Below are 23,508 nucleotides of genomic sequence, written 5' to 3'. Positions count from 1 at the left end.
TTGAATAAGCCCCGCAATACTGCCAGATTGGTCGAATTATTTTGACAATCAAGGGGCCTTTGCATGGTCAGCCTGGACCGTTTCGAGCTGTTTTGCGCCGTGGTGGAGGCGGGGTCGTTCACGGCGGCGGCCACACGCCTGTGCCAGACCCGTGCCGCGGTCAGCTTCGGTATCAAGCAACTGGAGGCGCAGTTGGGCGTGACCCTGCTGATCCGCACCACGCGCCGGGTGGCGTTGACCGATGCCGGCGAGGGGTTCTACCGTCAGTGCCTGCTGGTGCTGGAGCAGGCGCGGTTGGCCATCGAGCAGGCGCGTGCCGAGCATGGCGGGTTGCAGGGCAGCCTGCGGGTCACCTCCACGGTGGAGTACGGTTTGCGCGTGGTTGCGCCGGCCTTGCAGCTGTTCATGCGCGAGCACCCGTTGCTCAACGTGCGGCTGGAAACCCACACCAGCCACGCGGACCTGGTGCAGGAGCGCTTCGACGTGGCCATCCGGTTAGGGCAGGCGCAGGATTCAGGCTACCGCGGGGTGTGCCTGGAGACCTATGCAGTGCACCTGGTGATGGCGCCGGGCGTGGGCGTGCCGGGGGCGACGCTTGCCCAGGTGAACGCCTTGCCCAGGCTGGTGCATGGGCGTTTCGAGCGCCAGGCCGGTTGGGCGTTGCTCGATCAGAGGGGGGAGGCGGCGGTGTACGAGCCTTCGGGCCGGGCGGTGATGGTGGCAGACAATGCCTCTATCCTGCGCTCGTTCGCCTTGCAGGGGCTGGGCGTGGCGCTGCTGCCGGCGTGGTTGATCGAGGACGACCTGCGTACCGGGCGCCTGCTGGATGCATTGCCCGGGTATCGCTTTGCCGAGCAGAGCGTGTACGCGCTGTACCCGGCCAGCAACCACGTGCCGCGCAAGGTGCGGGCCTGGATCGACTATCTCAAGGGGTATGTGAACGGCATGTAGGCGCCGGCGTTGCCGGCGAAGGGCGCGCTGCGTTGGCCGGTGTTTCGCGGTGTCCGGTTCGCCAGCCTGGCTGGCTCCTACAGCGCAGCACCCGGTGTCGCTTCCAGGCCCTTGTCCAGCTTCAGCAGCTCCAGCAACCGTCTGGCGTCATAGGGCGCGCGCACCTTGATGTCGTTGTCGAAGTAGCAGTACACATCGCGATGCGCCGCCTTCGGCGCCGCACTTGCCGCATCGATCAACCGCGCATCCCCAGGCTGCGCCCCGCGTTTCCACGCCTGGATACGCTTTTGCCAGCCGCGCAAGGCCGCCTCTGAATAACCGCTGCTGTACAGCGCCACATCCCCATGCAGGCGCATGTACACGAAGTCGCTGGTCAAGTCCTCCACATGCGGCCACTTCTTCGCCGTGTCGGCCACCACCAGCGCTACCCGGTACTTGCGCAGCAACGCCACGAACGCCGGGTCCAGAAAGCTCTCGTGACGCACCTCCACTGCATGGCGCACCACCTGCCGGTCGGCGCCCTCCAGGTAACCCGCACGCTGCATCCGCTCGGCACACTGCGCGGCCAGGGCCTTGGCCTGCTTGCCGGTGTGCGGCAGGCGCGCCAGAAACGCATCGAACAACCCCTCGTCAAAACGCATGTTCGGCGGGAACTGCCACAAGGTCGGCCCCAGCTTGCTGCCCAGCGACAGGGGGCCGGAGGCATAGAAGTTGGCCAGCGGTTCGTCGATCTCGCGCAGGCGCTTCACGTGGGTGATGAAGCGCGGCGCCTTGACGCTGAACACGAAGCCTGGCGGCGTTTCGGCCGCCCAGCCGGCGAAACGCTCGGGACGTTGCAGCGCATAGAAGGTGCCGTTGATCTCGATGCTGTTGACCGCCCGCGAGGCGAAGTGCAGCTCGTCCTTCTGGCGCAGGCCCTCGGGGTAGAAGTCGCCCCGCCACGGCACATAGCGCCAGCCCGAGATGCCGATATGCACCTGCGCCGCGCCACGGCTCACGGGGTAGCCGCCAGCGTGGTGAGGAAGTCGCCGAAGCCGCCCCGCGCCCGGCAGTCGCCACGGCTGCTGGTGGACACGCTGTTGCGTGCCGTCCACACGATGCGCGCGCCGCTCAGCTCAAGGTCGCTGATCAGTTGCACGTCTTCGTCCAGCGGCACGGGCCGGAACCCGCCGACCCGCTGGTAGGCCCTGGCGCAGATGCCCAGGTTGGCGCCATGGATGTGCCGGTGGTCCTCGCGGGCCTGGTAGTGGGCCAGGTAACGCGCCTGCAACGCCGCATCCTGGTGCGCCTGCCATTGCTCCACGTGCACCGTGCCGCACACGGCGTCGGCGGCGCAGTCCAGCTGGCACACCAGCCAGTCGGCCGGCACGCAGCTGTCGGCGTCGGTGCAGGCCAGCCAGCGCGCGCCGCGCTCGAGCATCCAGCTGGCGCCGGCACGCCGGGCGTAGCCCACGTTGCGCGCAGTGACCTGCAGGGTGTGCACGCCGTGCGCCAGGGCAATGGCTTGGCTGGCATCGCTGCACTGGTCGAGCACCACCACGATCTCTACGCGCTCGCCAAGGGCCTCGGCCTGCGCCGCCGCCTGCCCGAGGGCGCGCAGGCAGGCCGGCAGGTACTGTTCTTCGTTATGCGCGGGGACGATCACGCCGATCATAGGCAAGGCTCCTGCAGGTCAATGGCACACGGCTGGCAACACCAGTATTCGAGCAGGAAGTCGGCTTCTTCGTGGCGCACGGCGCGGTACAGCGGCAGGCGCTGATCGAGCAGGGCGTGTACCTGGCGGCCATCCTGCGGGCAGCCGTCGATGGGGTGCAGCCAGTGGCAGGCCAGCAGCGCACCGCCAGGGCTCAGGCTGGCCACGGCCTGTTCGATCACCTGCAGCCACTGCGCGGGGTCGAGGTAGTAGCCGACCTCGCTGAGCACGATCAGGTCGAACTCGCCACCCGGCCAGTCGCCGGGCAGGTGGCCCTGGCTCACACTGGCCTGGGGGCAGGCTGCCAGGCGCCGGCGCGCAAGCTCCACGGCAGTGGCATTGAGGTCCTGGCACAGCAGGGCCTCGGTGCGCTCGGCCAGCGCTGCACTGAGCTCGCCGTTGGCGCAGGCGGGCTCGAAGATGCGCGTGTAGTACTGGCGCGGCAGGCAGGCCAGGGTCAGGTCGCGCTTGCGCTTCTCGTACCAGCGGGTCCGAAAGGCCCAGGGGTCTTCATCGTGCTCGAACAGCTGTTCGAAATACTGCGGCGATACGCTCATGGAAACACCCGTCATAGAAACAGCAGTTCGAAAGGTTGCAGAAGGCGTTGCAGGGTGGTCTGGCTCAACACCGGTGGCTGCTCGCCATCGGCATGGAGCTGGCTGGCATGCGCGGCGATGGCGGCGCGCTTGCGCGCAAGTTGCTGCGGGCTGAGCGCCAGCTTGCGCGCACGGCGCCACGGCAGGCGCGGGTCGTCCGGGCGGGCCCAGTGCCAGGCCCAGACCGGCACCTCGATCAGCTGCGCGCCCACGGTCTGCGCCGCCTGTGCGCTGGCACGGCCCACGGCCTCGTGGTCGCAGTGGCCGTCCAGGCGCCAGGTGCTCAGCACCCGGTCGCCGGGGCGCAGGCAACGCACCAGCGCATGGGCCAGCTGCGCTTCGTGCGCGGCCACGCCACTGTCGGCCAGGTGCAGGCGCTGCCAGGCCACCCGGTCGACGTCCAGCCCCAGCGCGGCCAGGGCTGCGCGGCTTTCCAGGGGGCGCTGCACGCGCAGGCGCTCGCCTGGCCAGGCGAGCGAGCCGGGGTGGCTGCCTTCGCCATCGGTCACCGACACCAGCAGCAACGCCTGCTCACGGCCGCAGAAGGTCGACAGCAGGCCACCGCAACCGAGCACCTCGTCATCCGGGTGGGGCGCCACCACCACCAGGCGCGCACCGGGGGGCAGCAGCTCATCGGCCTGCACCGTGGCGACCTGGGCCAGGGCGCTGGACGCCTGCCACAGCGACAATGGCGTGCCACTGCCGGCTGCCTTGATCGGGTTGTCGACGCTCATAGCTGCCACCCGCCGGCTTCACGCCCGGCCAGTTGCCGGCCCAGTTCGGCCAGGTCGCGCTCGGCGTGGCTCTGGCGCAGGAACACCGGCAGGTCGGCGCTGAGCCGGGCGAAGTGGCTGTTGCGGCAGAACGGGGTGGCACCCAGGGCGCGGCCCACGTGGGTCAGCACCAGGGTGGCGGCGTATTCGACCTGGGCGCGCACCCGGCGTACGGCGAACTGGGCATCGGCCTGGGGCTGTGCGTCGATCTGTGCGGCGCACTCGCGCAGGGCAGCAGCGGCGCCGCACAGGGCAGCGTCCACCGCGCCCAGGTGGGCGTCGGCGTGGGGGTCGGGGCGTGGCTGGCGACAGTGTTCGCGCAGGTAGTCGGCCAGGGCCTCGGCGGCGCCGTACCAGCAGGCGGCGATGCCGGCGCCGCCGTGCCAGAAGCCGGGGCGACTGAGGTACTGGCCAGGGCCACCCACCAGGTGCGCCGGGGTGTGTTCCAGTTCCAGCTCGACGCTGGCGGTAATGCCCATGCCCACCGCCTGCCAGCCGTCTGCCACCCGGTGCAGACCCGTCTCGGCAAGGTCCAGCGCCACCAGTTGCGGCTGTTCGTCTTCGTCCCAGGCGGTGAGCAGGCCGTGGTCGATCTGCAGCGCGCCGGAGCACCAGGCCTTGCGCCCCTGCAGGTACACCCGCTGGTTGTCGCGAGCCACGATGCGCACCCGTGCGCTGGGCGGCTCGGCCGCCCATACGCCCCAGATCCCGCTGCCGGCCAGGTGCGCCCCGGCGCATTCGGCGAGTATCGCCAGGGCATCGGTATGCCCTTCATACAGCTTGGCCAGGGCCAGGTCGGCGCCGGCCACCCGCGCCAGGGTCTGCCAGCGCTGCAGCGTCTGGCCCTGGCCGGGCAACGGCAGGCGTTCCAGGCCGGCTGCCTGCAGGGCCTGCATCAGTTCGAGCAGCTGGCTGTCCAGGTTCAGCGGTTGCGGGCGCTCGGCGAACTGGCGCAGCAGGGTGTCCAGGCGGCCCAGGTCGAAGGTTTGAACAATGCTCATGAGGCGGACTCCTTGGGGCACGCAGCGTGGGTCGAGGTATTCTTTTTCAGGCCGCGCAGGTTCATGGCGCACAGGCAGAACTGCAGCACGATCAATGCCCAGGCCTCGGTCTGCCAGCCCCACACCACCCACAGCAGGTTGCTGGCCATGAAGCAGCAGAAGCCGATGCGCCGCCGACGCGGCTGACGCGAGCCGATCCACCATGCTGCCACCAGGGTGAGCAGCATGGCCGGCCACTGCAGCAGGTCGATCCAGTCCAGGCCCTTCATGCCACGCCCATGCGCTTGCGCAGCGCCACGGTGAGCGACTGGCGGGTCTTGTCGTAGTCGGCCCAGGGGTCGTCGCCATTGGCCAGGCGCTCGCCCAGGTTGTGCAGGTTCCACTGGTTGGCGCCCTTGAGTTCGGTGAGCTCTTCGCGGCGGATCGGTACCGACACCGGCAGCCCTTCGCGGGCGCGCAGCGAATAGGCGCACACGGTGGTGGCGCCACGGGCGTTGCGCAGGTAGTCGATGAAGATGCGCCCCACGCGGTTCTTCGGCCCCGAAACGGCGGACAGCCGGTCGGGGAACAACCCGGCCATGTGCGTGACGATGGCATGGCTGAACGCCTTGACTTCGTCCCAGCCGGCACGCCGGGTCAGCGGCACCACCACGTGCATGCCCTTGCCGCCACTGGTTTTCAGAAACGCCTGCAGGCCCAGTTCGTCGAGCAGCGCCAGGGTCAGCTGGGTCGCTTCGACCATGGCCTTCCAGGGCAATGCCGGGTCGGGGTCGAGGTCGAGCACGAAACGGTCGGGTTTGTCGAAGTCCCTGGCGGTGGCGTTCCAGGTGTGCAGTTCCAGGGTGTTCATCTGTACCGCGCCCAGCAGGGTGTCGGCGCGGTCGATGATCATCACTGCCTGGCCGGCCTCGGCCTTGTCGTGACTCTCCAGGCCCGGGATGTTCAGCTGGGCGGCGTTCTTCTGGAAGAACAGCTCACCGCTCAGGCCCTCCGGTGCGCGCACCAGCGCCACGGGGCGACGCTTGAGGTGCGGCAGGATCCATTCGGCGACCTGGGCGTAGTACTCGGCCACCTGGCGTTTGTCGGTGCCGCTGCTGGCATCGATCACCCGGTCGGGGTGGGTGATGCGCAGGGTGTTGTCGGAGGCTTTGCGGGTAGGCGCTTTCACGGGTTTCTCCAGGCCGATGGCGCGGGCCGGCTTGTCTTCGCGCAGGCCATGGAACACCGAATGGCGTACCACCCCTTCGCGGGTCATCTGGGCGTAGGCCACCTCGGCCAGCAGCTGTGGCCTGAGCCAGTGCACGCCGCGGGCTTCGGCGCCGGTGGGTGGGTTGGCGACCGCGGGCTTTTTCACCTCGAGCGGGGTGAGGCGCTGGAGCAGGCTCTGCAGGGTGGCGGTATTGAAGCCGGTGCCGACCTTGCCGGCGTAGCGCAGCTGGCCGCTGTCGGCGTCGTGCACCCCCAGCAGCAGGGCGCCGAACGCGGCGCGGCTGCCCTTGGGTTCGGTGAAGCCGACGATCACGAATTCCTGGCGCTGCTTGCACTTGAGCTTGATCCAGTCGTGACTGCGCCGCGATACATAGAGGCTGTCGGCACGTTTGCCGATCAGGCCCTCCATCTGCATCTGGCAGGCGCTGGCCAGCAGGGACTCGGGGGCTTCGTCGAAGTCGGCACTCAAACGCAGGCGTTGTTCGTCGGCCGGTTCAAGCACGGCCGCCAGGGCGGCGCGCCGCTCCTGCAACGGGCATTGGCGCAGGTCCATGCCATTGAGGTAGGGCAGGTCGAACAGGTAGTAGACGATATTGGCATCGGTGTCGCTGTCGAAGGCGTTCTGCAGGGCCTGGAAGTCGGCGATACCCTCGGCGTTGGCCACCACCACTTCGCCATCCAGCCAGGCCGAGCTCAGCCCCAGGCCGGCCAGGGCCTTGGCCTGCAGCGGCATGCGCGTGGTCCAGTCGTGGCCGTTGCGGGTGAACAGGCGCACGTCGTCGCCGTCGATGCGCGCCAGGATGCGGTAGCCGTCGAACTTGACCTCGTAGCGCCAGTCGCCTTGCGGCGGGGTTTCCACCAGGGTGGCCAGTTGCGGCGTGAGGGCGGCGGGCAGGGTGGCCTTCCTGGCCGCACTCAGTGTGCCGGCCCTGGCTGGGCGGCGAGGCGGGGGTGCGGCCTTGGGCTTGTCCTTGTCCTTGCCCTTGGTGCGGGGGATCAGGCTGCGCTCGCTGAGCACGCTGTCGGGTTGGGCCTGCAGCACGTCGTAGTCGGCCTCGGCGCGGGCAGCCTCGTCGTCGGACTTGACCAGCATCCACTGTTCCTTCTTGCCGCCAAGGCGGGTGCGAAACAGATGCCAGGTGCCGTTCAGCTTTTCGCCCTGCAGGCGAAAGCGCAGCTTGCCGCTGGCATAGGCCTGGGCCGGGTCGCCCTCGGGCAGCCACACGCCGCGGTCCCACACGATCACTTCGCCCGCACCGTAATGGCCTGCGGGGATGCTGCCCTCGAAGCTGGCGTAGTCCAGCGGGTGGTCTTCGACGTGGACGGCCAGGCGCTTGACCTTGGGGTCCAGTGACGGGCCCTTGGGGATGGCCCAGCTCTTGAGGGTGCCGTTCAGCTCCAGGCGAAAGTCGTAATGCAGGTGGCTGGCGTCGTGCTTCTGGATGCAGAACTGCAATGCCTGCGCGCGCGCACCGCGGCGGGCCTTGCCGGCCGGCTCCGGGGTGGCGTCGAAGTTGCGCTTGCGCTGGTATTCCTGCAGTGGCTTGGCCATTGCCGTGCTCCATCGTTCATACAAACCCTATGAAGTGGGAGGGGCGCAGACCGGCGGGAGTTCAATCGGGTTGACCGGCCTTGCGCAGGGTCAGGTTGATGCGGCGGGCGCCCAGCAGTGGGTGCTCGCCGTCCTTGAGCGGGTTGACCCCGTGAAAGCGCAGGCGATCCTCGCCGCCCCAGACCATCACGTCGCCGTGCTGCAGGCCGACCTTGCGGGTGGGCTCGCTGCGGGTGTGCCCGCCGAACAGGAACACCGCCGGCAGGCCCAGCGAGATCGACACGATGGGCTGGCTGAAGTCGCGTTCGTTGCGGTCCTGGTGCAGGGTCAGGCGGTTGCCGGGCTGGTAGTGGTTGATCAGGCAGGCGTCGGGCCTGAAATGGGCGAAGCCGGCGGCCTCTGCGGCGGCAGCGGCCAGCTCGGCGAGCAGCGTGGGCAGGGCAGGCCAGGGCTTGCCGGTGAGCGGGTCGAAGGGGCTGTAGCGGTAGCCCAGGCGGTCGCTGACCCAGCCCAGTGGCCCGCAATTGGTGACCGCCACCTCGATGGTGCGCCCGCCGGGGGTGAGCTGGTTGCGAAACGGTGCGGCGCGCAGCACCGTGCGCAGGGCCGGCAGCAGGGGCTCGACGAGGTCCAGGGCAAAGCCTGGCAGCAGCAGCGTCTGCTTGCCGATCCATTCGGGGGCGCCGAGGGCGGGTGGGCCGAACAGGTCGAGTTCGGGTTGTTTCATGCAAGGATCTCCAGTGACGCCTTCGCCGGCAACGCCAGCGCCTGCAGGCGACGCAAACCGGGCAGGAGCGGGCGTTGCCGGCGAAGGGACCGGTGACTATGCTTGGGCCTCATGGAGCCCATCATACCGCTGCGCCAACCCTGCCCACCCGGTGCCTGCATCTGCGAGCGCGAACGCCTGCTCGAAACGCCGGGCGCCGACCTGCGCATTCTGCGCCTGACCCGCCAGGAAGAAAACCGCCTGCTCCAACGCCTGGAAAACCTGCAGAGCCTGCCCGACCTCGAACACCTGCAGCGCCGCCTGTTCGATCAGCTCGGCATCCAGGTGCACATCGCCCCCGGCCCCAATGAAGTGCGCACCATGCGCGGTATCCGTATCGAGGTCGAAGGCCCGCCAGGGTTGTGCCGCAAGACCCGCCAGAGCATACCGGCGGCCATCCGCCGCGCCCTCGAAAAACGTCCCGAGATCGCCTACCGGCTGCTCGACGCCCATGACCTGTTTGGCCAGCAGTAACCATCGCAGGGCGTTTCCTACGCCGTGACCACGCCAATGCACAACATTGGCTCGCAACCTGCATTGCCCCAGGCATCGATAGCTGATCGATTGGTCAGACACCGGCCTTGCCGTGTCGCCACTCCATTGCCCAGGGCCGCCGTGCATGACGCTAGCTCAACGATTTATCCCCGCGCCGGTTGATCCGGCCGGCTGGAACGCCGAACTGAACCTGCGCTTCGTCGCAGGTCAGGGGCGGACCCGAATTGGTGCACGCCAGCATTTCGGCCCACTTCTGGTGCAGCGCCCGTTCTACCCCGAAGGCGACCCCTGCCATGTGTATGTGCTGCACCCCCCGGGCGGGGTGGTGGGGGGGGATCGCCTGGCCCTGAACCTGCACCTGGAGCCGGGCAGCCATGCGCTGCTGACCATGCCCGGTGCCACCAAGTTCTACCGCAGCGCCGGGCCCACCTCGGTGCTGCGCCAGCGCTTTCACCTGGCCGAGGGCAGCACCCTGGAGTGGCTGCCCCAGGACAGCATCTGCTTCCCCGGCGCGCGGGTATCGCTGCACAGCCATTTCAGCCTGGCCCCCGGCGCGCGCCTGCTGGCCTGGGAAACCCTGTGCCTGGGCCGCCCGGTAATGGGCGAGGCCTTCAGCCATGGCGCCGTGGACAGCCGGCTGCAGGTGGACATGCCCGACGATCCCGGCCTGCACGAGCGCCTGCGCCTGCAGGGTGGGCACCTGCACAAGCTGGGCGGCCACCCGCTGCTGGCCACCTTCTGCGCCGCCCCGGCCAACGAGCAACTGCTTGAACAGGTGCGCGAACTGATCCACCCGCTGCCGGTGCCCGCCGGCGCCACGCTGCTTGGCCAGCTGCTGGTGGTGCGCCTGCTCGACCACGACAACCAACGCCTGCAATCCACCCTGCAGCGGCTGTGGCGCGCCCTGCGACCGACCGTCGTCGGCTTGCCGCCATGCCCGCCGCGCATCTGGGCCACTTGAGAGACCGCACCATGGAGCTGACCCCGAGAGAGAAAGACAAACTGCTGCTGTTCACCGCCGCGTTGCTCGCCGAGCGCCGCCTGGCCCGTGGGCTGAAGCTCAACTACCCCGAGGCGGTGGCGCTGATCAGTGCCAGCGTGATGGAAGGTGCCCGCGACGGGCGCACGGTGGCCGAGCTGATGAGCCTGGGCCGCGAAGTGCTCGGGCGTGACCAGGTGATGGAAGGTGTCAGCGAGATGATCCACGACGTGCAGGTGGAAGCGACCTTTCCCGACGGGACCAAGCTGGTCACCGTCCACGACCCTATCGTCTGACCTGCCCAGGAGCAGCCCATGATTCCCGGAGAAATCCAGGTCGCCGACGGCGACATCGAACTCAACGCCGGTCGCGCCACGATCAGCGTCAGCGTGGCCAACCATGGCGACCGGCCGATCCAGGTCGGCTCGCACTATCACTTCTACGAGGTCAACGCCTTTCTGGTGTTCGAGCGCGAGGCCACCCGCGGCTTTCGCCTGGACATCGCCGCCGGCACTGCCGTGCGCTTCGAACCGGGCCAGGCGCGCACCGTCAACCTGGTGGCCTATGCCGGCAAGCGCGAGGTGTATGGCTTCCAGGGCCGGGTGATGGGCAAGCTGGAGGCCGTGGCATGAGCCGTATTTCCCGGCGTGCCTATGCCGACATGTTCGGCCCCACCGTGGGCGACCGCGTGCGCCTGGCCGACACCGAGCTGTGGGTGGAGGTCGAGCAGGACTTCACGGTCTACGGTGAAGAGGTCAAGTTCGGCGGCGGCAAGGTGATCCGCGACGGCATGGGCCAGGGCCAGATGCTGGCCGCCGAGGCCATGGACCTGGTGCTGACCAACGCCCTGATCATCGACCACTGGGGCATCGTCAAGGCCGATATCGGCGTGAAGAACGGGCGCATCTTCGGCATCGGCAAGGCCGGCAACCCCGACGTGCAGCCCGGCGTGACCCTGGCGGTGGGGCCTGGCACCGAGGTGATCGCCGCCGAGGGCAAGATCGTCACCGCCGGCGGCATCGACTCGCACATTCATTTCATCTGCCCGCAGCAGGTCGACGAGGCGCTGGTGTCGGGCATCACCACCTTCATCGGCGGCGGCACCGGGCCGGCCACCGGCACCAACGCCACCACCTGTACTTCGGGCACCTGGTACCTGGCGCGCATGCTCCAGGCCGCCGACGAACTGCCGATCAACATCGGCCTGCTGGGCAAGGGCAATGCCTCGCAACCCCAGGCCCTGCGCGAGCAGATCGAGGCCGGGGCGGTGGGGCTCAAGCTGCACGAAGACTGGGGCTCCACCCCGGCGGCCATCGACTGTTGCCTGGCCGTGGCCGAGGCGATGGACGTGCAGGTGGCGCTGCACAGCGACACCCTCAACGAAAGCGGCTGCATCGAAGACACCCTGGCCGCCATCGGCGACCGCACCATTCACACCTTCCATACCGAGGGCGCGGGCGGCGGGCATGCGCCGGACATCATCCGTGCGGCGGGCTACGCCAACGTGCTGCCGTCCTCCACCAACCCGACCCTGCCGTACACCGTCAACACCGTGGACGAGCACCTGGACATGCTGATGGTGTGCCACCACCTGGACACCAGCATCCCCGAGGACGTGGCCTTCGCCGAGTCGCGCATCCGCCGCGAGACGATTGCCGCCGAAGACATCCTGCACGACATCGGCGCGTTCTCGATGACCTCGTCAGACTCCCAGGCCATGGGCCGGGTGGGCGAGGTGGTGCTGCGCACCTGGCAGGTGGCGCACCAGATGAAACTGCGCCGCGGCCCATTGGCGCCTGACACCGCGCGCAGCGACAACTTCCGGGTCAAGCGCTACATCGCCAAGTACACCATCAACCCGGCGCTGACCCATGGCATCGCCCATGAAGTCGGTTCGCTGGAGGCCGGCAAGCTGGCCGACCTGGTGCTGTGGTCGCCGGCGTTCTTCGGGGTCAAGCCCGCACTGGTGCTCAAGGGCGGGATGATCGTGATGGCGCCGATGGGCGACATCAACGGCTCGATCCCCACGCCGCAGCCGGTGCACTACCGGCCGATGTTCGGCGCCCTGGGCCAGGCGCGCAACGCCACGCGCATGACGTTCCTGTCCCAGGCCGCGGTGGAGCGTGGCGTTCACCATGAACTGCGCCTGCGCAGCCTGATCGGCGTGGCCCGGGGCTGTCGCACGGTGCGCAAGGCCGACATGCTGCACAACGGGCTGATGCCCACCATCGAAGTGGATTCACAAACCTATGAGGTACGCGCCGACGGCGAGCTGCTGGTGTGCGAGCCGGCCAGCGTGCTGCCGATGGCGCAGCGTTATTTTCTGTTTTGAGGAGCGAGCATGATCCTGTTGACGCAACGCCTGAACCAGGCCGCACACATCGGCGCCACTGCCACCCTGAGCCTGGATACGCGCATCAAGAGCCGCGTGCGCATCACCCTGGATGACGGGCGCGAGGCCGGGCTGATGCTCGAACGCGGCCAGCTGATTCGCGGCGGCGAGCTGCTGGCCGACGCCCAGGGGCGTGAGGTGATTCGCGTGCTGGCGGCGCCGGAGCAGGTCTCGACGGTGCGCTGCGCCGACCCGCTGGCGCTGGCCCGCGCCGCCTATCACCTGGGCAATCGGCATGTGCCGTTGCAGATCGAGCGCGATTTCGTGCGGTACCAGCACGACCATGTGCTGGACGACATGGTGCGTGGCTTCGGCCTTGAGGTGGCGGTGGAGCAGGCGCCGTTCGAGCCCGAGGCCGGCGCCTACCAGAGCGCGCCGCACAGCCATAGCCACAACGATCACCCCTTTGTTCGCGTGCCTGGCCACGCCCACTGATTTCGACATGGAGTTGCACGATGAAAAAGACCCTCGCGTTTGCCTTGCTGCTGATCGCCGTCCCTGCGTTCGCCCACCCCGGCCACGACAGCAACCCCCTGCAGGACGGGTTGCTGCACCCGCTCACCGGGCTTGACCACCTGCTGATGCTGCTGGGCACCGGGGTGCTGGCCGCCCTGACCGGGCGCACCCTGGCGCTGCCGCTGGCCACGCTGGCGGCGATGTTCGGCGGCGCGCTGATGGGCCATCTGTTCGGGGGCGTGATCGGCATGGAGAGCATGATCATCGGCTCGCTGCTGGTGGCCGCCGCGGCGCTGCTGCTGCCCAGCCGCCAGGTGCTGCTGGCGCTGGTCATGCCGGTGTTCGCGCTGTTTCACGGCTGGGCCCACGGCGTCGAAGCCAGCCCGGGCGCGTTCTGGGTGTTCAGCGCAGGCTTTGTCGCGGTCAGCGGCCTGTTGCTGCTGGCAGGCTATGGCGCCGGGCGCCTGTTGCGCCGTCACCCCGGGCTGCAGAAGGCCTGTGGCGGCGGCCTGCTGGCCGGTGCCGCCCTGGTGCTGGCCGGCTGATGAGCGCCAACCTGCAGTTGCTGCGCCTGCTGCAACTGGTCAGCGCCAACCTGCCGGTGGGGGGCTTCACCTATTCCCAGGGGTTGGAGTGGGCGGTGGAGGCGGGCTGGGTGACGGGGGCCGACGGCTTTGGCGCCTGGCAGCGCGAGCAGTTGCACGACACCCTCGGCCACCTCGACTGGCCGCTGCTGCAACGGCTGTACAGCGCGTGCCGCGCGCAAGATGCCGATGCGTTCGCCCACTGGAGCAGCTTTTTGCTGGCCAACCGCGAAACCGCCGAGCTGCGCCTGGAGGAACGCCAGCGTGGCAAGGCCCTGGCGCGCCTGCTCGATGGCTGGCAGCTGTGTCAGGCGTCGGCCTGGCGCAGCAGCGTCGAACTGAGCCAGCTGGGCGGCATGGCCTGGCTGGCCGTGCACTGGCAGATCCCGCTGCGTGAGCTGGCCTTGGGGCATGGTTTTGCCTGGCTGGAAGGGGCGGTGATGGCCGGGGTCAAGCTGGTGCCGTTCGGTCAGCAGGCAGCCCAGACCCTGCTGCGCGAGTTGTGCGAGGAGCTGCCTGCGGTACTGGAGTGGGCGCTGGACGTACCTGATGAACACCTGGGCGGCGGCCTGCCGTTGCTAGCGATTGCCTCTGCCCGCCATGAAACCCAATACACTCGATTGTTCCGATCCTGAGGAAACTGCCATGCAAAGCTACCAGCAACCCCTGCGCGTCGGTGTCGGCGGCCCGGTCGGCTCCGGCAAGACCGCGCTGCTCGAAGCGCTGTGCAAGGCCATGCGCGATGACTACCAGATCGCCGTGGTCACCAACGACATCTACACCAAGGAAGACCAGCGCATCCTTACCGAAGCCGGCGCGCTCGAACCCGAGCGTATCGTCGGCGTGGAGACCGGCGGCTGCCCGCATACCGCGATCCGTGAAGATGCCTCGATGAACCTGGCGGCGGTGGAGGATCTGGCGCGCAAGTTCGGCAACCTGGAAGTGATCTTCGTCGAGAGTGGCGGTGACAACCTGAGTGCCACCTTCAGCCCGGAGCTGGCCGACCTGACGATCTACGTGATCGACGTGGCCGAGGGCGAGAAGATCCCGCGCAAGGGCGGGCCGGGGATCACCAAGTCGGATTTTCTGGTGATCAACAAGATCGACCTGGCGCCCTATGTGGGTGCGTCGCTGGAGGTCATGGAAAAGGACACCCGGCGCATGCGGCCCGAGCGGCCGTGGACGTTCAGCAACCTGAAGACGGGGCAGGGTTTGCAGGCGGTGATCGGGTTCATTGTCGAGCGGGGGATGTTGAAACCGGTTTCGGTGTGAATGCCTATCGCGGGTCAAGCCCGCTCCCACAAGGACGGCGCCAGCTCCTGTGGGAGCGGGCTTGACCCGCGATGGCATCGATGCGGTGCCTGCGCATTGCACATTGCCCACATCGCTGTATACAGTGTGCGCACCAAGGGGAGCCCCGGCAACGGGCTGAGAAACCGCTGGCATCTGCAGCGCGGTGACCCTTCGAACCTGATCCGGATCATGCCGGCGAAGGGATGGGATCTAGCGCCTGCCTTCTTTGCCGGTCTCACTGCGAGGCCGCTCCATGACTGCCCCACGTTTCACCGAACACCTGCGCAAACAAAGCGAACCCACCTGGTCGGCCGCCGTCGGCCACCGTTTCGTCACCCAGCTGTGCGACGGCAGCCTGCCGGACCCGGTGATGGTGCGTTACCTGGTGCAGGACCATCGCTTCATCGACAGCTTCCTGACCCTGCTCGGCGCGGCCATTGCCACCGCCGACACCTTCGATGCGCGCCTGCGCCTGGCGCGTTTCGCCGGCATGATCGCCAGCGATGAAAACACCTATTTCCTGCGCGCCTTTGAGGCACTGGGCGTGAGCGAGGCGCAACGTACCGCGCCGGCCGACACACAGCCCACGGCCGGCTTCAAGGCGATCATGCGCCAGGCGGCGGCCACCCGATCCTATGCGGCAGTGCTGGCGGTGCTCAACGTGGCCGAGGGCCTGTACCTGGACTGGGCGCTCAAGGCGCCCAGGCCGCTGCCGGACAACTTCGTGCACGCCGAGTGGATCACCTTGCACGACAACCCGGCCTTCGCCGACTTCGTCGCGTTCCTGGGCGCCGAACTCGACCGCGTGGGCCCGCAGGAAGAGGCGCTGAGCACCGATTTCTTCTTGCGTGCCGTGGCGCTGGAGCTTGAGTTTTTCGATGCCGTGTACCCACAGGGGGAGTGAAGGATGGATATTTTCGACCGTTTGAAAGCTGCTGCACCGACCGAGTGGGCCAGTTACGTGGACCACAGCTTCGTGCGCCAGATGGGCCAGGGCAGCTTGCCCGAAACGGCGTTTCGTACCTACCTGGTGCAGGATTACCTGTTCCTGATCCAGTTCGCGCGGGCCTGGGCGCTGGCCGCGTACAAGAGCCGCCGGCCTTCGGACATCCGTGCCGCCCAGGCGGGGCTTGCGGCGATTCTGGACGAGACCGACCTGCATGTACGCCTGTGCGCGCGCTGGGGCTTGTCCAAGGCTGACATCGAGGCCGCGCCGGAGCACCAGGCCACCGTGGCCTATACGCGCTTCGTGCTCGATTGCGGCGCGGCGGGCGACTTGCTGGACCTGCATGTGGCGCTGTCGCCCTGTGTGATCGGCTACGCCGAGATCGGCCGGGCGCTGAGCCCCGACGGGGTGGCGGCGCTGGGTGATCATCCGTACCGCGAGTGGATTGGCGAGTATGCCGGGGAGGGGTATCAGGGCGTGGCTGCTGCAGCGCGCCTGCACCTGGACGAACTGGCGGCGCGCAGCATGACCGAGCAGCGCTTCACCGAGCTGGTGGCGATCTTTGCCCAGGCGTCGCGGCTGGAGGCGGATTTCTGGCAGATGGGGTTGGCGGCGCGGTAGAACGGCGTGGCGCAACGGCGCTCCCGGCACCGAGCGCCGCTCGCGCGGCGCTTCGCCGGCATCCCGTCGCGGTGACATTGCCCCTTATCAGCTAAGGTTGCCTGCTTACGCATGATAAGGACCCATCATGAACGACCTGCACCCGCAGCCCCTGCTGGCCACCTTGCTGCTGCTCGGCAGCCTGCCCGCCCTTGCGGCCTTGCCCGGCGCCCCGGCCTATATCGATGACAGCGGCTACCCCGAGGCCGCCAAGCAACGCATTCTGCCGGCAATGTTCGAGCAGACCCTCACCAGTACCCGCTATATCGCGCCCGCCGGCAACCCCCTGATCACCGTCGCCGAAGCCACCGGCTTTGCCGACACCAGCACCTACGCGCAAACCCGCGATTACCTTCAGCAACTGGTATCCGCCGCCAATGGCGCCATCGTGCTCAGCGAGCTGCCGGAGAAAAGCGCCGAGGGCCACCCGATGCTGCTGGTGGTGGCCTCGCTGGAGGCCGACAAGTCACCCGCCGCGCTCAAGCGTTCGGGCAAGCCGACGCTCTTTATCGAGGCCGGTATCCACCCCGGCGAGTCCAACGGCAAGGACGCGATGTTCATGCTGCTGCGCGACATGACCACCGGCAGCAAGCCGCTGGCCGGCCTGCTGCAGAAGGTCAACATCCTGTTCATCCCCAGTGTCAACGTGGACGGCGATATCCGTCGCAGCGCCTATGGCCGAATCAACCAGAACGGCCCCCGCCAGAGTGGCTGGCGCGTGAACGGGCGCAACCTCAACCTGAACCGCGATTTCACCAAGCTCGACAGCGCCGAGATCCGCAACGTGGCCTGGGTGTTCAACACCTACGAGCTGAGCTTCTTCGCCGACACCCACTCCACCGATGGCGCGATGTACCCCTACGACAGCTCGTATTGCCATAACGGCAATGGCTGGTCGCCGGCCAGCAGCGCGTGGATGGACACGGTGATGCGTGCGCCGGTGTACCAGGCGCTGGAGGGCGAGGGGCATGTGGTGCACGAGTGCATCAGCATGAACGACAACCAGGACCCGACTCAGGGCTACTACCCGTACCGCACCGACCTGGCGCGCTTCTCCAACCAGTACGGCGATATCCGCAACGTGCCGTCGATTCTGATCGAGCAGCATGCACTGCACCCGTACCAGACCCAGGTGCTGGGCAACTACGTGATGCTCAAGACGATGTTCCAGGTGATCGGCGAGCAGGCATCTTCGCTGCAGCAGGCCATTGCCAGTGACCGTGCCCGGCTCGCGGCCCAGCGCGAGGTGGTGCTGACCTGGAAGCCGGGCAAGGAGGAGCAGGTGGATTTCAAGGTGGGCGACTACCGCTACGAACAGTCGCCGATCACCGGTGCCAGGACGATCGTGTGGGGCAACGTGCCCAAGCCGCTGACGGTGCCGGTCACTGGCAACACCGAGCCCGACCTGGTGGTCAAGCGCCCACGCCAGTACGTGGTGCCGGCGCAGTGGGCCGAGGTGATCGCGCGGCTCAAGGCGCATGGCATCCGCATGCGCACCCTCGAGCAGCCCACGGCGATGGCGGTGACGCTGTACCGCATGGATGAGGTGAAGGTGGCCGGTGGCTTCGAGCCGGACCGTGCGGCAGCCAACGAGATTCCGGGCTATGAAGGGCATCTGCTGGTCAGTGGCGTGGCCAACCCGCTGGAGCGTATGCAGACCTTTGCGGCGGGTTCGGTGCTGATCGACATCGACCAGCCGCTGGGCGTGCTGGCGATCAACCTGTTGCACCCGCAAAGCCCCGACTCGTTCTGGGCCTGGGGTTTCTTCAACGCGACCCTGGTGGCGGCGGAGGAGCCAGAGGAATACGTGATGGAGCCGATGGCGCGCAAGATGCTGGCCGCGAGCCCGGCACTCAAGGCCGAGTTCGAGGCCCGCCTCAAGGACGACAAGGCGTTCGCCGACAGCCCGAGTGCGCGCCTGCACTGGTTTTACCAGCGCACGCCCTTCTATGACGTGAATGCATTCGTGTACCCGGTGGGGGCCGTGTACTGAGTTAAAGGAAGCGCCAGCCGTGCCGATGCAGGTGTGGGCCACCGCGACCATTGCGGTGGCGTTGCCTTGTCAGGACGTCCATGAAGACCAGCCTTACCCTTGCCATCACCCTGCTGTACGCCTCGCTGGCGTGTGCCCAGGACATGAGCCAGCAGATTGCACAGCCGCTCAAGTACGCAAGCCTTGAAGAAATGAACCTTGGCGAGTTCGTGCAACAGAGCCGCTATGCGTCGACCTTGAGCGCGCTGCGCATGGACTCCGAAGCCGGTGATGCCAATGCCACGCTGGACCTGCTGGAGGCACTGACCGGCAACAAGGACCTCAAGCCCCAGGACCTCGACGCAGTCAAGCAACTGCTGGAAATCGCCGCCGTGCAGAAAGCCGACGGTGCCAGGTTGCAAGCAATGACGGCCCGCTACAGTGCACTCAAGACCCAGGGTGTGGCGGTGTCGACAACGCCTGCACGGCCAGCGCTGACCCTCGACTACAGCGGCGACTCGCTGGACGACATCTCTGGCGTGAAAGGCTGTGGCGATGCGCAGACGGCGCAGACCACGGCGTGCTTCGCGGCGTTCAACAAGGCGTTGAAGGCCGATTACACGGCGCTCAAGCAGTACAACCTGGCCCTGGGCTGGTCGGCGCAGCGGTTTCAGCCAGATGCCCTGCAAGCCAAGGCAAGCAAGGCCTGCGGGCGCTTCGACTACTGTCCGACCACCACCTTGTACGTGATGAACCAGACGTTGCTGCACGAAACCAACGAAGTCCGCTTCCCCAAGACCTACGAGCAGGCGGTGTATCAATTGCTCACTGTGCCGGTGGCCACTGTGCAGCGCACGCAAAAGGCCAACTATGAAAAGGCAGTGCAGGCCAACTTCGAGCAGGCCCGCCAGCAACGCTATGCCTACCGCGAACGCGCCGGTCAGTCGGCGGACGCCCTGGTCATCTACGCGTTGCGCATGGATGCGGTGATTCTCGAGCGGCCCAACTGCACCGCGTTTGCCAACCAGGCCTATGAAATGGCCTTCAACGTCCACAACAGGGTTGTTGCCGAGAGCGAGCTGGACCGCATCAACCGCTCGATCGTGCAGACGCAGTGCACGCTGCGCTAGGGGCCATCAGCTCGTAGCGGGCAGGGCCGCCACGGCATCGACTTCGATCTGCATGCCGTCCAGTGCCAGGCGCGGCACGGGTATCAGGGTGCAGGTCGGTTTGCTGAGCTGGCCCCAGGCGGCGTTCGCAGCCGCCACCCACAGCGCCAGCCTGGCTTCGCTATGGTCCACGATCAGCAGGGTCAGCTTGAATACATCGGCCAGGCTCGCACCTTTTGATTCCAGCGCGGTGCGCAGGTTGAGCAGTGCCTGGCTCGCCTGTTCGGCAAAGTCGGGCGACAGCGTACCGGCAGGGTCTTCACCCCCCTGGCCGGCGATGTACAGCAGCTTGGCGGCGGTGCTGACCTCGGCCACGTGTGAATAGGCATTGGCGCTGGGGTCGTACAGGCCTTCGGGGTTGGACAACACAAATACAGCGGGTTGGCTGGTGCTCATGGGGCGACTCCACTCAAGGGAGGCGCAAGGGTAAAACCTCAAGTTAGGTTGAGGTCAAGCACCTGTTTTCAAGGGCGCCGCACGTTCTTCAGTAGTGTTTGAGAAATAGGCGCTGCGAAGGCACCGGCCCCTTGATCAGTCGGATCAGGTCGCTGGCCTGCAAGGTGAACGGCTTCGAATAGTAGTAGCCCACAAAGAAGCCGGACGCCTTCATGGTGCATGGCAGTACCGGCTTTCTTGCCAGCATGTCGAGGGCCGCTGCGTCGCTCAGGTCGCGGTACTGGTCTTTTTTCTGAAAGCTCAGTTTCGAGGTGAACAGGCCATCACGGGGCGGTCGGTCATCGCGTTCGATCTCACCGATCAGCGAATACGTCATGCGGTGGTCATAGGCGAGGTTCTCATCCTCGGTGATCGAGCATTCGATGCGCGTGCCCAACTGGCTGGTCTTGCCCCGGAAGGCGTCGAGCACATCCACATCTGCCGCGAAGGTCAGGGTGTACACACTGTGGTTGCTGTCGAGTTGCTTTTGCAGGGAAATCGGTTCGACCGTGGCCTTGGCGCGCGGGATGAACAGTGAACAGGCACTGAGCTGGGCAGCCAGCAGGCCAAGTACGATCAGTGGAAGCAGGCGCATGTGTCATCCATGGGGGCGGGAGGGCGCCTTGATACACCAGTTGGTCACGCTGCGCCAGCGGTTCACGAGGCATCGCACAAAGCGCCGTGACACTTGCCGCAGAGTGCCTGCTAGGGCATCCTGCGCGCCCGCCACACTCATGGAAGAAGGGCGCATGCCTGTGTTTCACCGCTTCGCCCTCGGCTTCACGCTGGCCGCCGGTGCACTGTTGAGCAGTGGCTGCGTCAAGGACCACGGCATCGACCCGTTGCCCCTGCGCTTTGTGTCGTTCAGCGACAACCCGTATCGCTACGACCTGCGTTTTCAGGCCGACGAAGACCTGCTCAGCCTGTTCGAACGCCACACCGGCAATGGCCAGATCAGCGAGCGGCTGGTGTGCGCGCTGGACGGCGACGAGAACTTCGACCTCGAGCACGTCATCACCTACAACCTGTCCGGCTCGCCCGAGTTCGAAAGCCGCGCGCCCGATGGCAGTTTCAACTACCTGGCGCAGATGAGCTTCGACAAGACCCTGCCGAGCCGCTCCAGCAGCACTGAACTGACCCGCGAAACCATCCAGCGCCTGCTCGAGAACAGAACCACAATCCCGTGCAAGCTGTACATCACCGCGTTCCCGTATCACGCGTACTTTTCACTGGTGATGCGCATCCCGGTTTCGGTGCTGCTGGCCGAAGTGAACAAGCACGACTACAGCCCGTACATACCACCTTTTGTGTGGGCCGCGCCGACGCTGGACGACGCCACGCCGCTGGCACCCTTCGCCAGGCAGGTCGAGGCGCCGCTCTACAGTGCACGCCTGCCCATCACCGACAGCGAAACCGGCAGGCCGCTGCCACGCGTGGCCTACGTGATCCAGCGCAAGGACGGGTATCTGGAATACGGCACCAGCGATGCCGAGGGCTACACCCACGAGGTGATCTCGCTGACCCGGGAAACCATCAAGCTTTACCTGGTGGACTAGGGGTATCATCCCCGGCTGAATTTGCCCTACTGCGCTAGAGGAACCCCACGGTTTGCCTGATTCACTGCACGCATCGCTCCACAACCCCCTGCTGCAATACCTCGCCCGACTGGCCCCGTCGAGCCAGTTGACCATGAAGTACATCCTGCAGGACGCCGCCGACCGTCTGGACTTCGAGGACATCGACATCAAGGAGGTGCCCTGGCACTTGCTCGAACCGGGGCATGTCACTGCGCTGGTGGCGGCGTTGCGCGCCGACGGCTATGCGCCGAACACCACGTCGCTGTACGTCAACGCGATTCGCGGGGTGATGAACGAGGCCTGGCGCCTGGGCCTGATCAGCCAGGACCAGCTGCTGCGCATGCGCACGGTCAAGGCCGCCCAGGGCACGCGCCTGCCGGTGGGGCGCAACCTCAAGCGCACGCTGATCCGCGAACTGATGGAGGCCTGCGCTGCCGACCCGCGCCCGCAGGGGCTGCGCGACGCGGCGGTGATCGCCTTGCTGTACGGCACCGGCATGCGCAAGAGCGAGTCGGTCAACCTCGACCTCAAGCAGATCGACTTTGCCGAGCGCAGCCTGCAGGTGCTGGGCAAGGGCAACAAGCAGCTGATCAAGTACGCCCCGGTGTGGGCCTTCGACAAGCTCAATGCCTGGCTGGAGTTTCGCCGCTCGCAGCTGCCCGAGGGCCAGGCCGACGATACCTTCCTGTTCAACCGTATCCGCCGCGGCAGCCATATCACCCGCGAGCGCATCACCAAGCACGCGATCTACTACATCGCCCGCCAACGCGGAACCCAGGTGGGCGTAAAGATCATGCCCCACGATTTTCGCCGTTCGTTCATCACCCGGGTGATCGAGGAGCACGACCTGTCGATCGCGCAGAAGCTGGCGCACCACAGCAACATCCAGACCACGGCCAACTACGACATGCGCGACGACAACGAGCGGCGCCGCGCGGTGGACCGCTTCGACTGCTAGCTACCGGCGGGCCAGGCCCGGGTGTTGATTCGGCTGGGCCGGGCTGGCCATTGCCAGCTGCTGCCGGCACGGCGCAACCATAGCCCGCTGCCGCTGGGCAGCAGGCTGGGGGTGCCCAGCCGTGGCAGGACCTGTACGTCAGCCGCGTAGGCGTTGACCTGGGAGCCCCTGTGCAGATGATCGACACTGAACGTCCCGGAGTGTGCGCGGACTTCACCGCTCGGGGTTTCGACGATCAGCGGGCGCGGGTCGCTGCTGGCCTGCACCAGCACTTCGCCGTCGTGCAGCACCAGGCGTCGTTGCTGCGCGGTGAAGCGGATGTCCACATGGGTGGCGTGGTTGAGCGCAAGCTGGCTGCCATCGCTCAATTGCAGCAGGCGTGTCTGGGCCGGCCCGGTGCGTTCATCGGCCATCAATTGGCGCCATGGCACGATGTTCTGCGCCAGGTAGGCGCTGCCAAGGATTGCCAACAGGCAAGCGCCAAGGCGTTTCAGGCGAGGGTCAGACACGGGGAGCCCCAGGTGGAAGAGGCTGGGGATGATAGGGGCAGCAGGGGCGGCACTCAAGCGGTTGCAGTGCTTGGGCCTTCGCCGGCAAGGCCGGCTCCTACAGGGTGTGTATTGCCGGTAGGAGCCAGCTTGCGGGCGCAGCGGTCAGCTGCCAGCCGGGCCGCTGACACCGCCGCTGTTGTTGCTTTCGGAGCCTTCGTGGCCATTTCTCTCGGAACCGGTGCCCTCGGGCATCTGCCCACGGGTGTCATCGGTGTTCATGCCGCCCTGGCGGCCGTCGTCGTTGCCCTGGGTACGTGGGTCGGTGCCGTTGGGCATGGACGGCTCGTTGGACGGGGCCGGTACATCCACCCCGGCCCCAGGAAGGGTGGAGTTGGGCACGCCGTTGCCGGGGGCAGGGTTGGTCGGGCCGGTACCTGCGGCCAGGGCCACGGTGGCCTGGGCGCCCAGCAGCGCGGCGAACAGCAGAGCGGTGATCGGGGTGCGGGTCATGGTCGAACTCCTTTCATGTGGGCTACCTGACATTGGTCCGTCGTCATGCG

Annotated in this window: 28 protein-coding genes and 1 riboswitch; of the genes, 16 read left to right on the top strand and 12 right to left on the bottom strand. The window is 67.1% G+C overall.

Annotated elements, in window-relative coordinates:
• Window positions 1-63: 63 nt before the first annotated feature.
• Window positions 64-951 carry a LysR family transcriptional regulator gene (locus DN388_RS10760; protein WP_254999711.1) on the top strand — a complete coding sequence of 296 codons (888 nt, stop codon included), beginning with the start codon at window positions 64-66 and terminating at the stop codon, window positions 949-951.
• A gap of 77 nt (window positions 952-1,028) precedes the next feature.
• On the opposite strand, the gene DN388_RS10755 is transcribed toward DN388_RS10760, so the two are convergent.
• From DN388_RS10755 to alkB, 8 genes are all read right to left on the bottom strand, one after another.
• Window positions 1,029-1,949, bottom strand: coding sequence for a DUF72 domain-containing protein (locus DN388_RS10755; protein WP_043860032.1), 921 nt, complete (start codon window positions 1,947-1,949; stop codon window positions 1,029-1,031).
• A complete protein-coding gene (locus tag DN388_RS10750) occupies window positions 1,946-2,605 on the bottom strand; it encodes a glycosyltransferase family 2 protein (protein WP_043860031.1) in 660 nt (219 codons plus the stop codon). Before DN388_RS10750 ends, DN388_RS10755 begins: the two co-directional genes overlap by 4 nt.
• Window positions 2,602-3,201, bottom strand: a complete 600-nt coding sequence (locus tag DN388_RS10745) for a trans-aconitate 2-methyltransferase (protein ID WP_254999708.1) — start codon at window positions 3,199-3,201, stop codon at window positions 2,602-2,604. Before DN388_RS10745 ends, DN388_RS10750 begins: the two co-directional genes overlap by 4 nt.
• Window positions 3,202-3,212: 11 nt before the next feature.
• The gene (locus DN388_RS10740; protein WP_254999705.1) at window positions 3,213-3,974 is read right to left on the bottom strand and encodes a PIG-L deacetylase family protein; all 762 of its coding nucleotides are present in this window, start codon (window positions 3,972-3,974) and stop codon (window positions 3,213-3,215) included.
• A complete protein-coding gene (locus tag DN388_RS10735; RefSeq protein WP_254999702.1) occupies window positions 3,971-5,014 on the bottom strand; it encodes an acyl-CoA dehydrogenase in 1,044 nt (347 codons plus the stop codon). Before DN388_RS10735 ends, DN388_RS10740 begins: the two co-directional genes overlap by 4 nt.
• The gene (locus tag DN388_RS10730; RefSeq protein WP_078481216.1) at window positions 5,011-5,283 is read right to left on the bottom strand and encodes a hypothetical protein; all 273 of its coding nucleotides are present in this window, start codon (window positions 5,281-5,283) and stop codon (window positions 5,011-5,013) included. The genes DN388_RS10735 and DN388_RS10730 overlap by 4 nt, the downstream gene beginning before the upstream one ends.
• The gene (gene ligD, locus DN388_RS10725) at window positions 5,280-7,775 is read right to left on the bottom strand and encodes a DNA ligase D (protein ID WP_254999699.1); all 2,496 of its coding nucleotides are present in this window, start codon (window positions 7,773-7,775) and stop codon (window positions 5,280-5,282) included. Before ligD ends, DN388_RS10730 begins: the two co-directional genes overlap by 4 nt.
• A gap of 61 nt (window positions 7,776-7,836) precedes the next feature.
• Window positions 7,837-8,502, bottom strand: a complete 666-nt coding sequence (alkB, locus tag DN388_RS10720) for a DNA oxidative demethylase AlkB (RefSeq protein WP_054914441.1) — start codon at window positions 8,500-8,502, stop codon at window positions 7,837-7,839.
• A 111-nt stretch (window positions 8,503-8,613) separates the two neighbouring features.
• On the opposite strand from alkB, the gene DN388_RS10715 reads away from it, so the two are divergent.
• The 13 genes from DN388_RS10715 (at window position 8,614) to DN388_RS10655 (ending at window position 19,448) form a co-directional block, all read left to right on the top strand.
• The gene (locus DN388_RS10715; RefSeq protein WP_054914649.1) at window positions 8,614-9,015 is read left to right on the top strand and encodes a hypothetical protein; all 402 of its coding nucleotides are present in this window, start codon (window positions 8,614-8,616) and stop codon (window positions 9,013-9,015) included.
• Window positions 9,016-9,160: 145 nt separating this feature from the next.
• A complete protein-coding gene (locus DN388_RS10710) occupies window positions 9,161-9,997 on the top strand; it encodes an urease accessory protein UreD (protein WP_100632718.1) in 837 nt (278 codons plus the stop codon).
• An 11-nt stretch (window positions 9,998-10,008) separates the two neighbouring features.
• The gene (locus tag DN388_RS10705; protein WP_043859641.1) at window positions 10,009-10,311 is read left to right on the top strand and encodes an urease subunit gamma; all 303 of its coding nucleotides are present in this window, start codon (window positions 10,009-10,011) and stop codon (window positions 10,309-10,311) included.
• Between the two features lie 18 nt (window positions 10,312-10,329).
• Complete coding sequence (locus tag DN388_RS10700; protein WP_054914443.1) at window positions 10,330-10,647, top strand: urease subunit beta; 318 nt, start codon at window positions 10,330-10,332, stop codon at window positions 10,645-10,647.
• Entirely contained in the window at window positions 10,644-12,347 is a 1,704-nt protein-coding gene (gene ureC, locus DN388_RS10695; RefSeq protein ID WP_254999678.1) for an urease subunit alpha, read from the top strand. The genes DN388_RS10700 and ureC overlap by 4 nt, the downstream gene beginning before the upstream one ends.
• A gap of 9 nt (window positions 12,348-12,356) precedes the next feature.
• Window positions 12,357-12,842, top strand: a complete 486-nt coding sequence (gene ureE / locus DN388_RS10690; protein WP_123753068.1) for an urease accessory protein UreE — start codon at window positions 12,357-12,359, stop codon at window positions 12,840-12,842.
• A gap of 20 nt (window positions 12,843-12,862) precedes the next feature.
• Window positions 12,863-13,408 carry a HupE/UreJ family protein gene (locus DN388_RS10685; protein WP_058540237.1) on the top strand — a complete coding sequence of 182 codons (546 nt, stop codon included), beginning with the start codon at window positions 12,863-12,865 and terminating at the stop codon, window positions 13,406-13,408.
• A complete protein-coding gene (locus tag DN388_RS10680; RefSeq protein ID WP_254999662.1) occupies window positions 13,408-14,082 on the top strand; it encodes an urease accessory protein UreF in 675 nt (224 codons plus the stop codon). Before DN388_RS10685 ends, DN388_RS10680 begins: the two co-directional genes overlap by 1 nt.
• 10 nt (window positions 14,083-14,092) lie before the next feature.
• The gene (ureG, locus tag DN388_RS10675; RefSeq protein ID WP_043860582.1) at window positions 14,093-14,719 is read left to right on the top strand and encodes an urease accessory protein UreG; all 627 of its coding nucleotides are present in this window, start codon (window positions 14,093-14,095) and stop codon (window positions 14,717-14,719) included.
• A 126-nt stretch (window positions 14,720-14,845) separates the two neighbouring features.
• A riboswitch (TPP riboswitch) is annotated at window positions 14,846-14,961 on the top strand.
• A 32-nt stretch (window positions 14,962-14,993) separates the two neighbouring features.
• A complete protein-coding gene (locus tag DN388_RS10670) occupies window positions 14,994-15,644 on the top strand; it encodes a TenA family protein (RefSeq protein WP_054914446.1) in 651 nt (216 codons plus the stop codon).
• 3 nt (window positions 15,645-15,647) lie between these two features.
• Complete coding sequence (locus tag DN388_RS10665) at window positions 15,648-16,307, top strand: TenA family protein (protein WP_043860584.1); 660 nt, start codon at window positions 15,648-15,650, stop codon at window positions 16,305-16,307.
• Window positions 16,308-16,434: 127 nt separating this feature from the next.
• Window positions 16,435-18,339, top strand: coding sequence for a M14 family metallopeptidase (locus tag DN388_RS10660; protein WP_254999659.1), 1,905 nt, complete (start codon window positions 16,435-16,437; stop codon window positions 18,337-18,339).
• An 80-nt stretch (window positions 18,340-18,419) separates the two neighbouring features.
• Entirely contained in the window at window positions 18,420-19,448 is a 1,029-nt protein-coding gene (locus tag DN388_RS10655; RefSeq protein WP_058540233.1) for a hypothetical protein, read from the top strand.
• A gap of 6 nt (window positions 19,449-19,454) precedes the next feature.
• On the opposite strand, the gene DN388_RS10650 is transcribed toward DN388_RS10655, so the two are convergent.
• Window positions 19,455-19,883: a RidA family protein gene (locus DN388_RS10650; RefSeq protein ID WP_254999655.1), complete on the bottom strand. Its 429-nt coding sequence runs from the start codon at window positions 19,881-19,883 to the stop codon at window positions 19,455-19,457.
• An 88-nt stretch (window positions 19,884-19,971) separates the two neighbouring features.
• Complete coding sequence (locus tag DN388_RS10645; protein WP_043860588.1) at window positions 19,972-20,517, bottom strand: hypothetical protein; 546 nt, start codon at window positions 20,515-20,517, stop codon at window positions 19,972-19,974.
• 154 nt (window positions 20,518-20,671) lie between these two features.
• Here DN388_RS10645 and DN388_RS10640 point away from each other — a divergent pair, with 154 nt between their 5' ends.
• Both DN388_RS10640 and xerC read left to right on the top strand, forming a co-directional pair.
• The gene (locus DN388_RS10640; protein WP_043860589.1) at window positions 20,672-21,478 is read left to right on the top strand and encodes a hypothetical protein; all 807 of its coding nucleotides are present in this window, start codon (window positions 20,672-20,674) and stop codon (window positions 21,476-21,478) included.
• A 133-nt stretch (window positions 21,479-21,611) separates the two neighbouring features.
• Entirely contained in the window at window positions 21,612-22,457 is an 846-nt protein-coding gene (gene xerC, locus DN388_RS10635) for a tyrosine recombinase XerC (protein WP_229590266.1), read from the top strand.
• On the opposite strand, the gene DN388_RS10630 is transcribed toward xerC, so the two are convergent.
• Both DN388_RS10630 and DN388_RS10625 read right to left on the bottom strand, forming a co-directional pair.
• Window positions 22,454-22,966 (bottom strand): FecR family protein, encoded by a 513-nt coding sequence (locus DN388_RS10630; protein WP_054914451.1) that lies wholly within the window; start codon window positions 22,964-22,966, stop codon window positions 22,454-22,456. The genes xerC and DN388_RS10630 overlap by 4 nt on opposite strands.
• A 144-nt stretch (window positions 22,967-23,110) precedes the next feature.
• Window positions 23,111-23,458, bottom strand: coding sequence for a hypothetical protein (locus DN388_RS10625; protein ID WP_043860591.1), 348 nt, complete (start codon window positions 23,456-23,458; stop codon window positions 23,111-23,113).
• Window positions 23,459-23,508: the final 50 nt, after the last annotated feature.

It is taken from the genome of Pseudomonas sp. S12(2018) (genome assembly GCF_024355235.1).
Classification (GTDB): Bacteria; Pseudomonadota; Gammaproteobacteria; order Pseudomonadales; family Pseudomonadaceae; genus Aquipseudomonas; species Aquipseudomonas palmensis.
The sequence above is the reverse complement of the archived record's forward strand: the minus strand, read 5'-3'. Positions and strand labels throughout refer to the sequence as shown.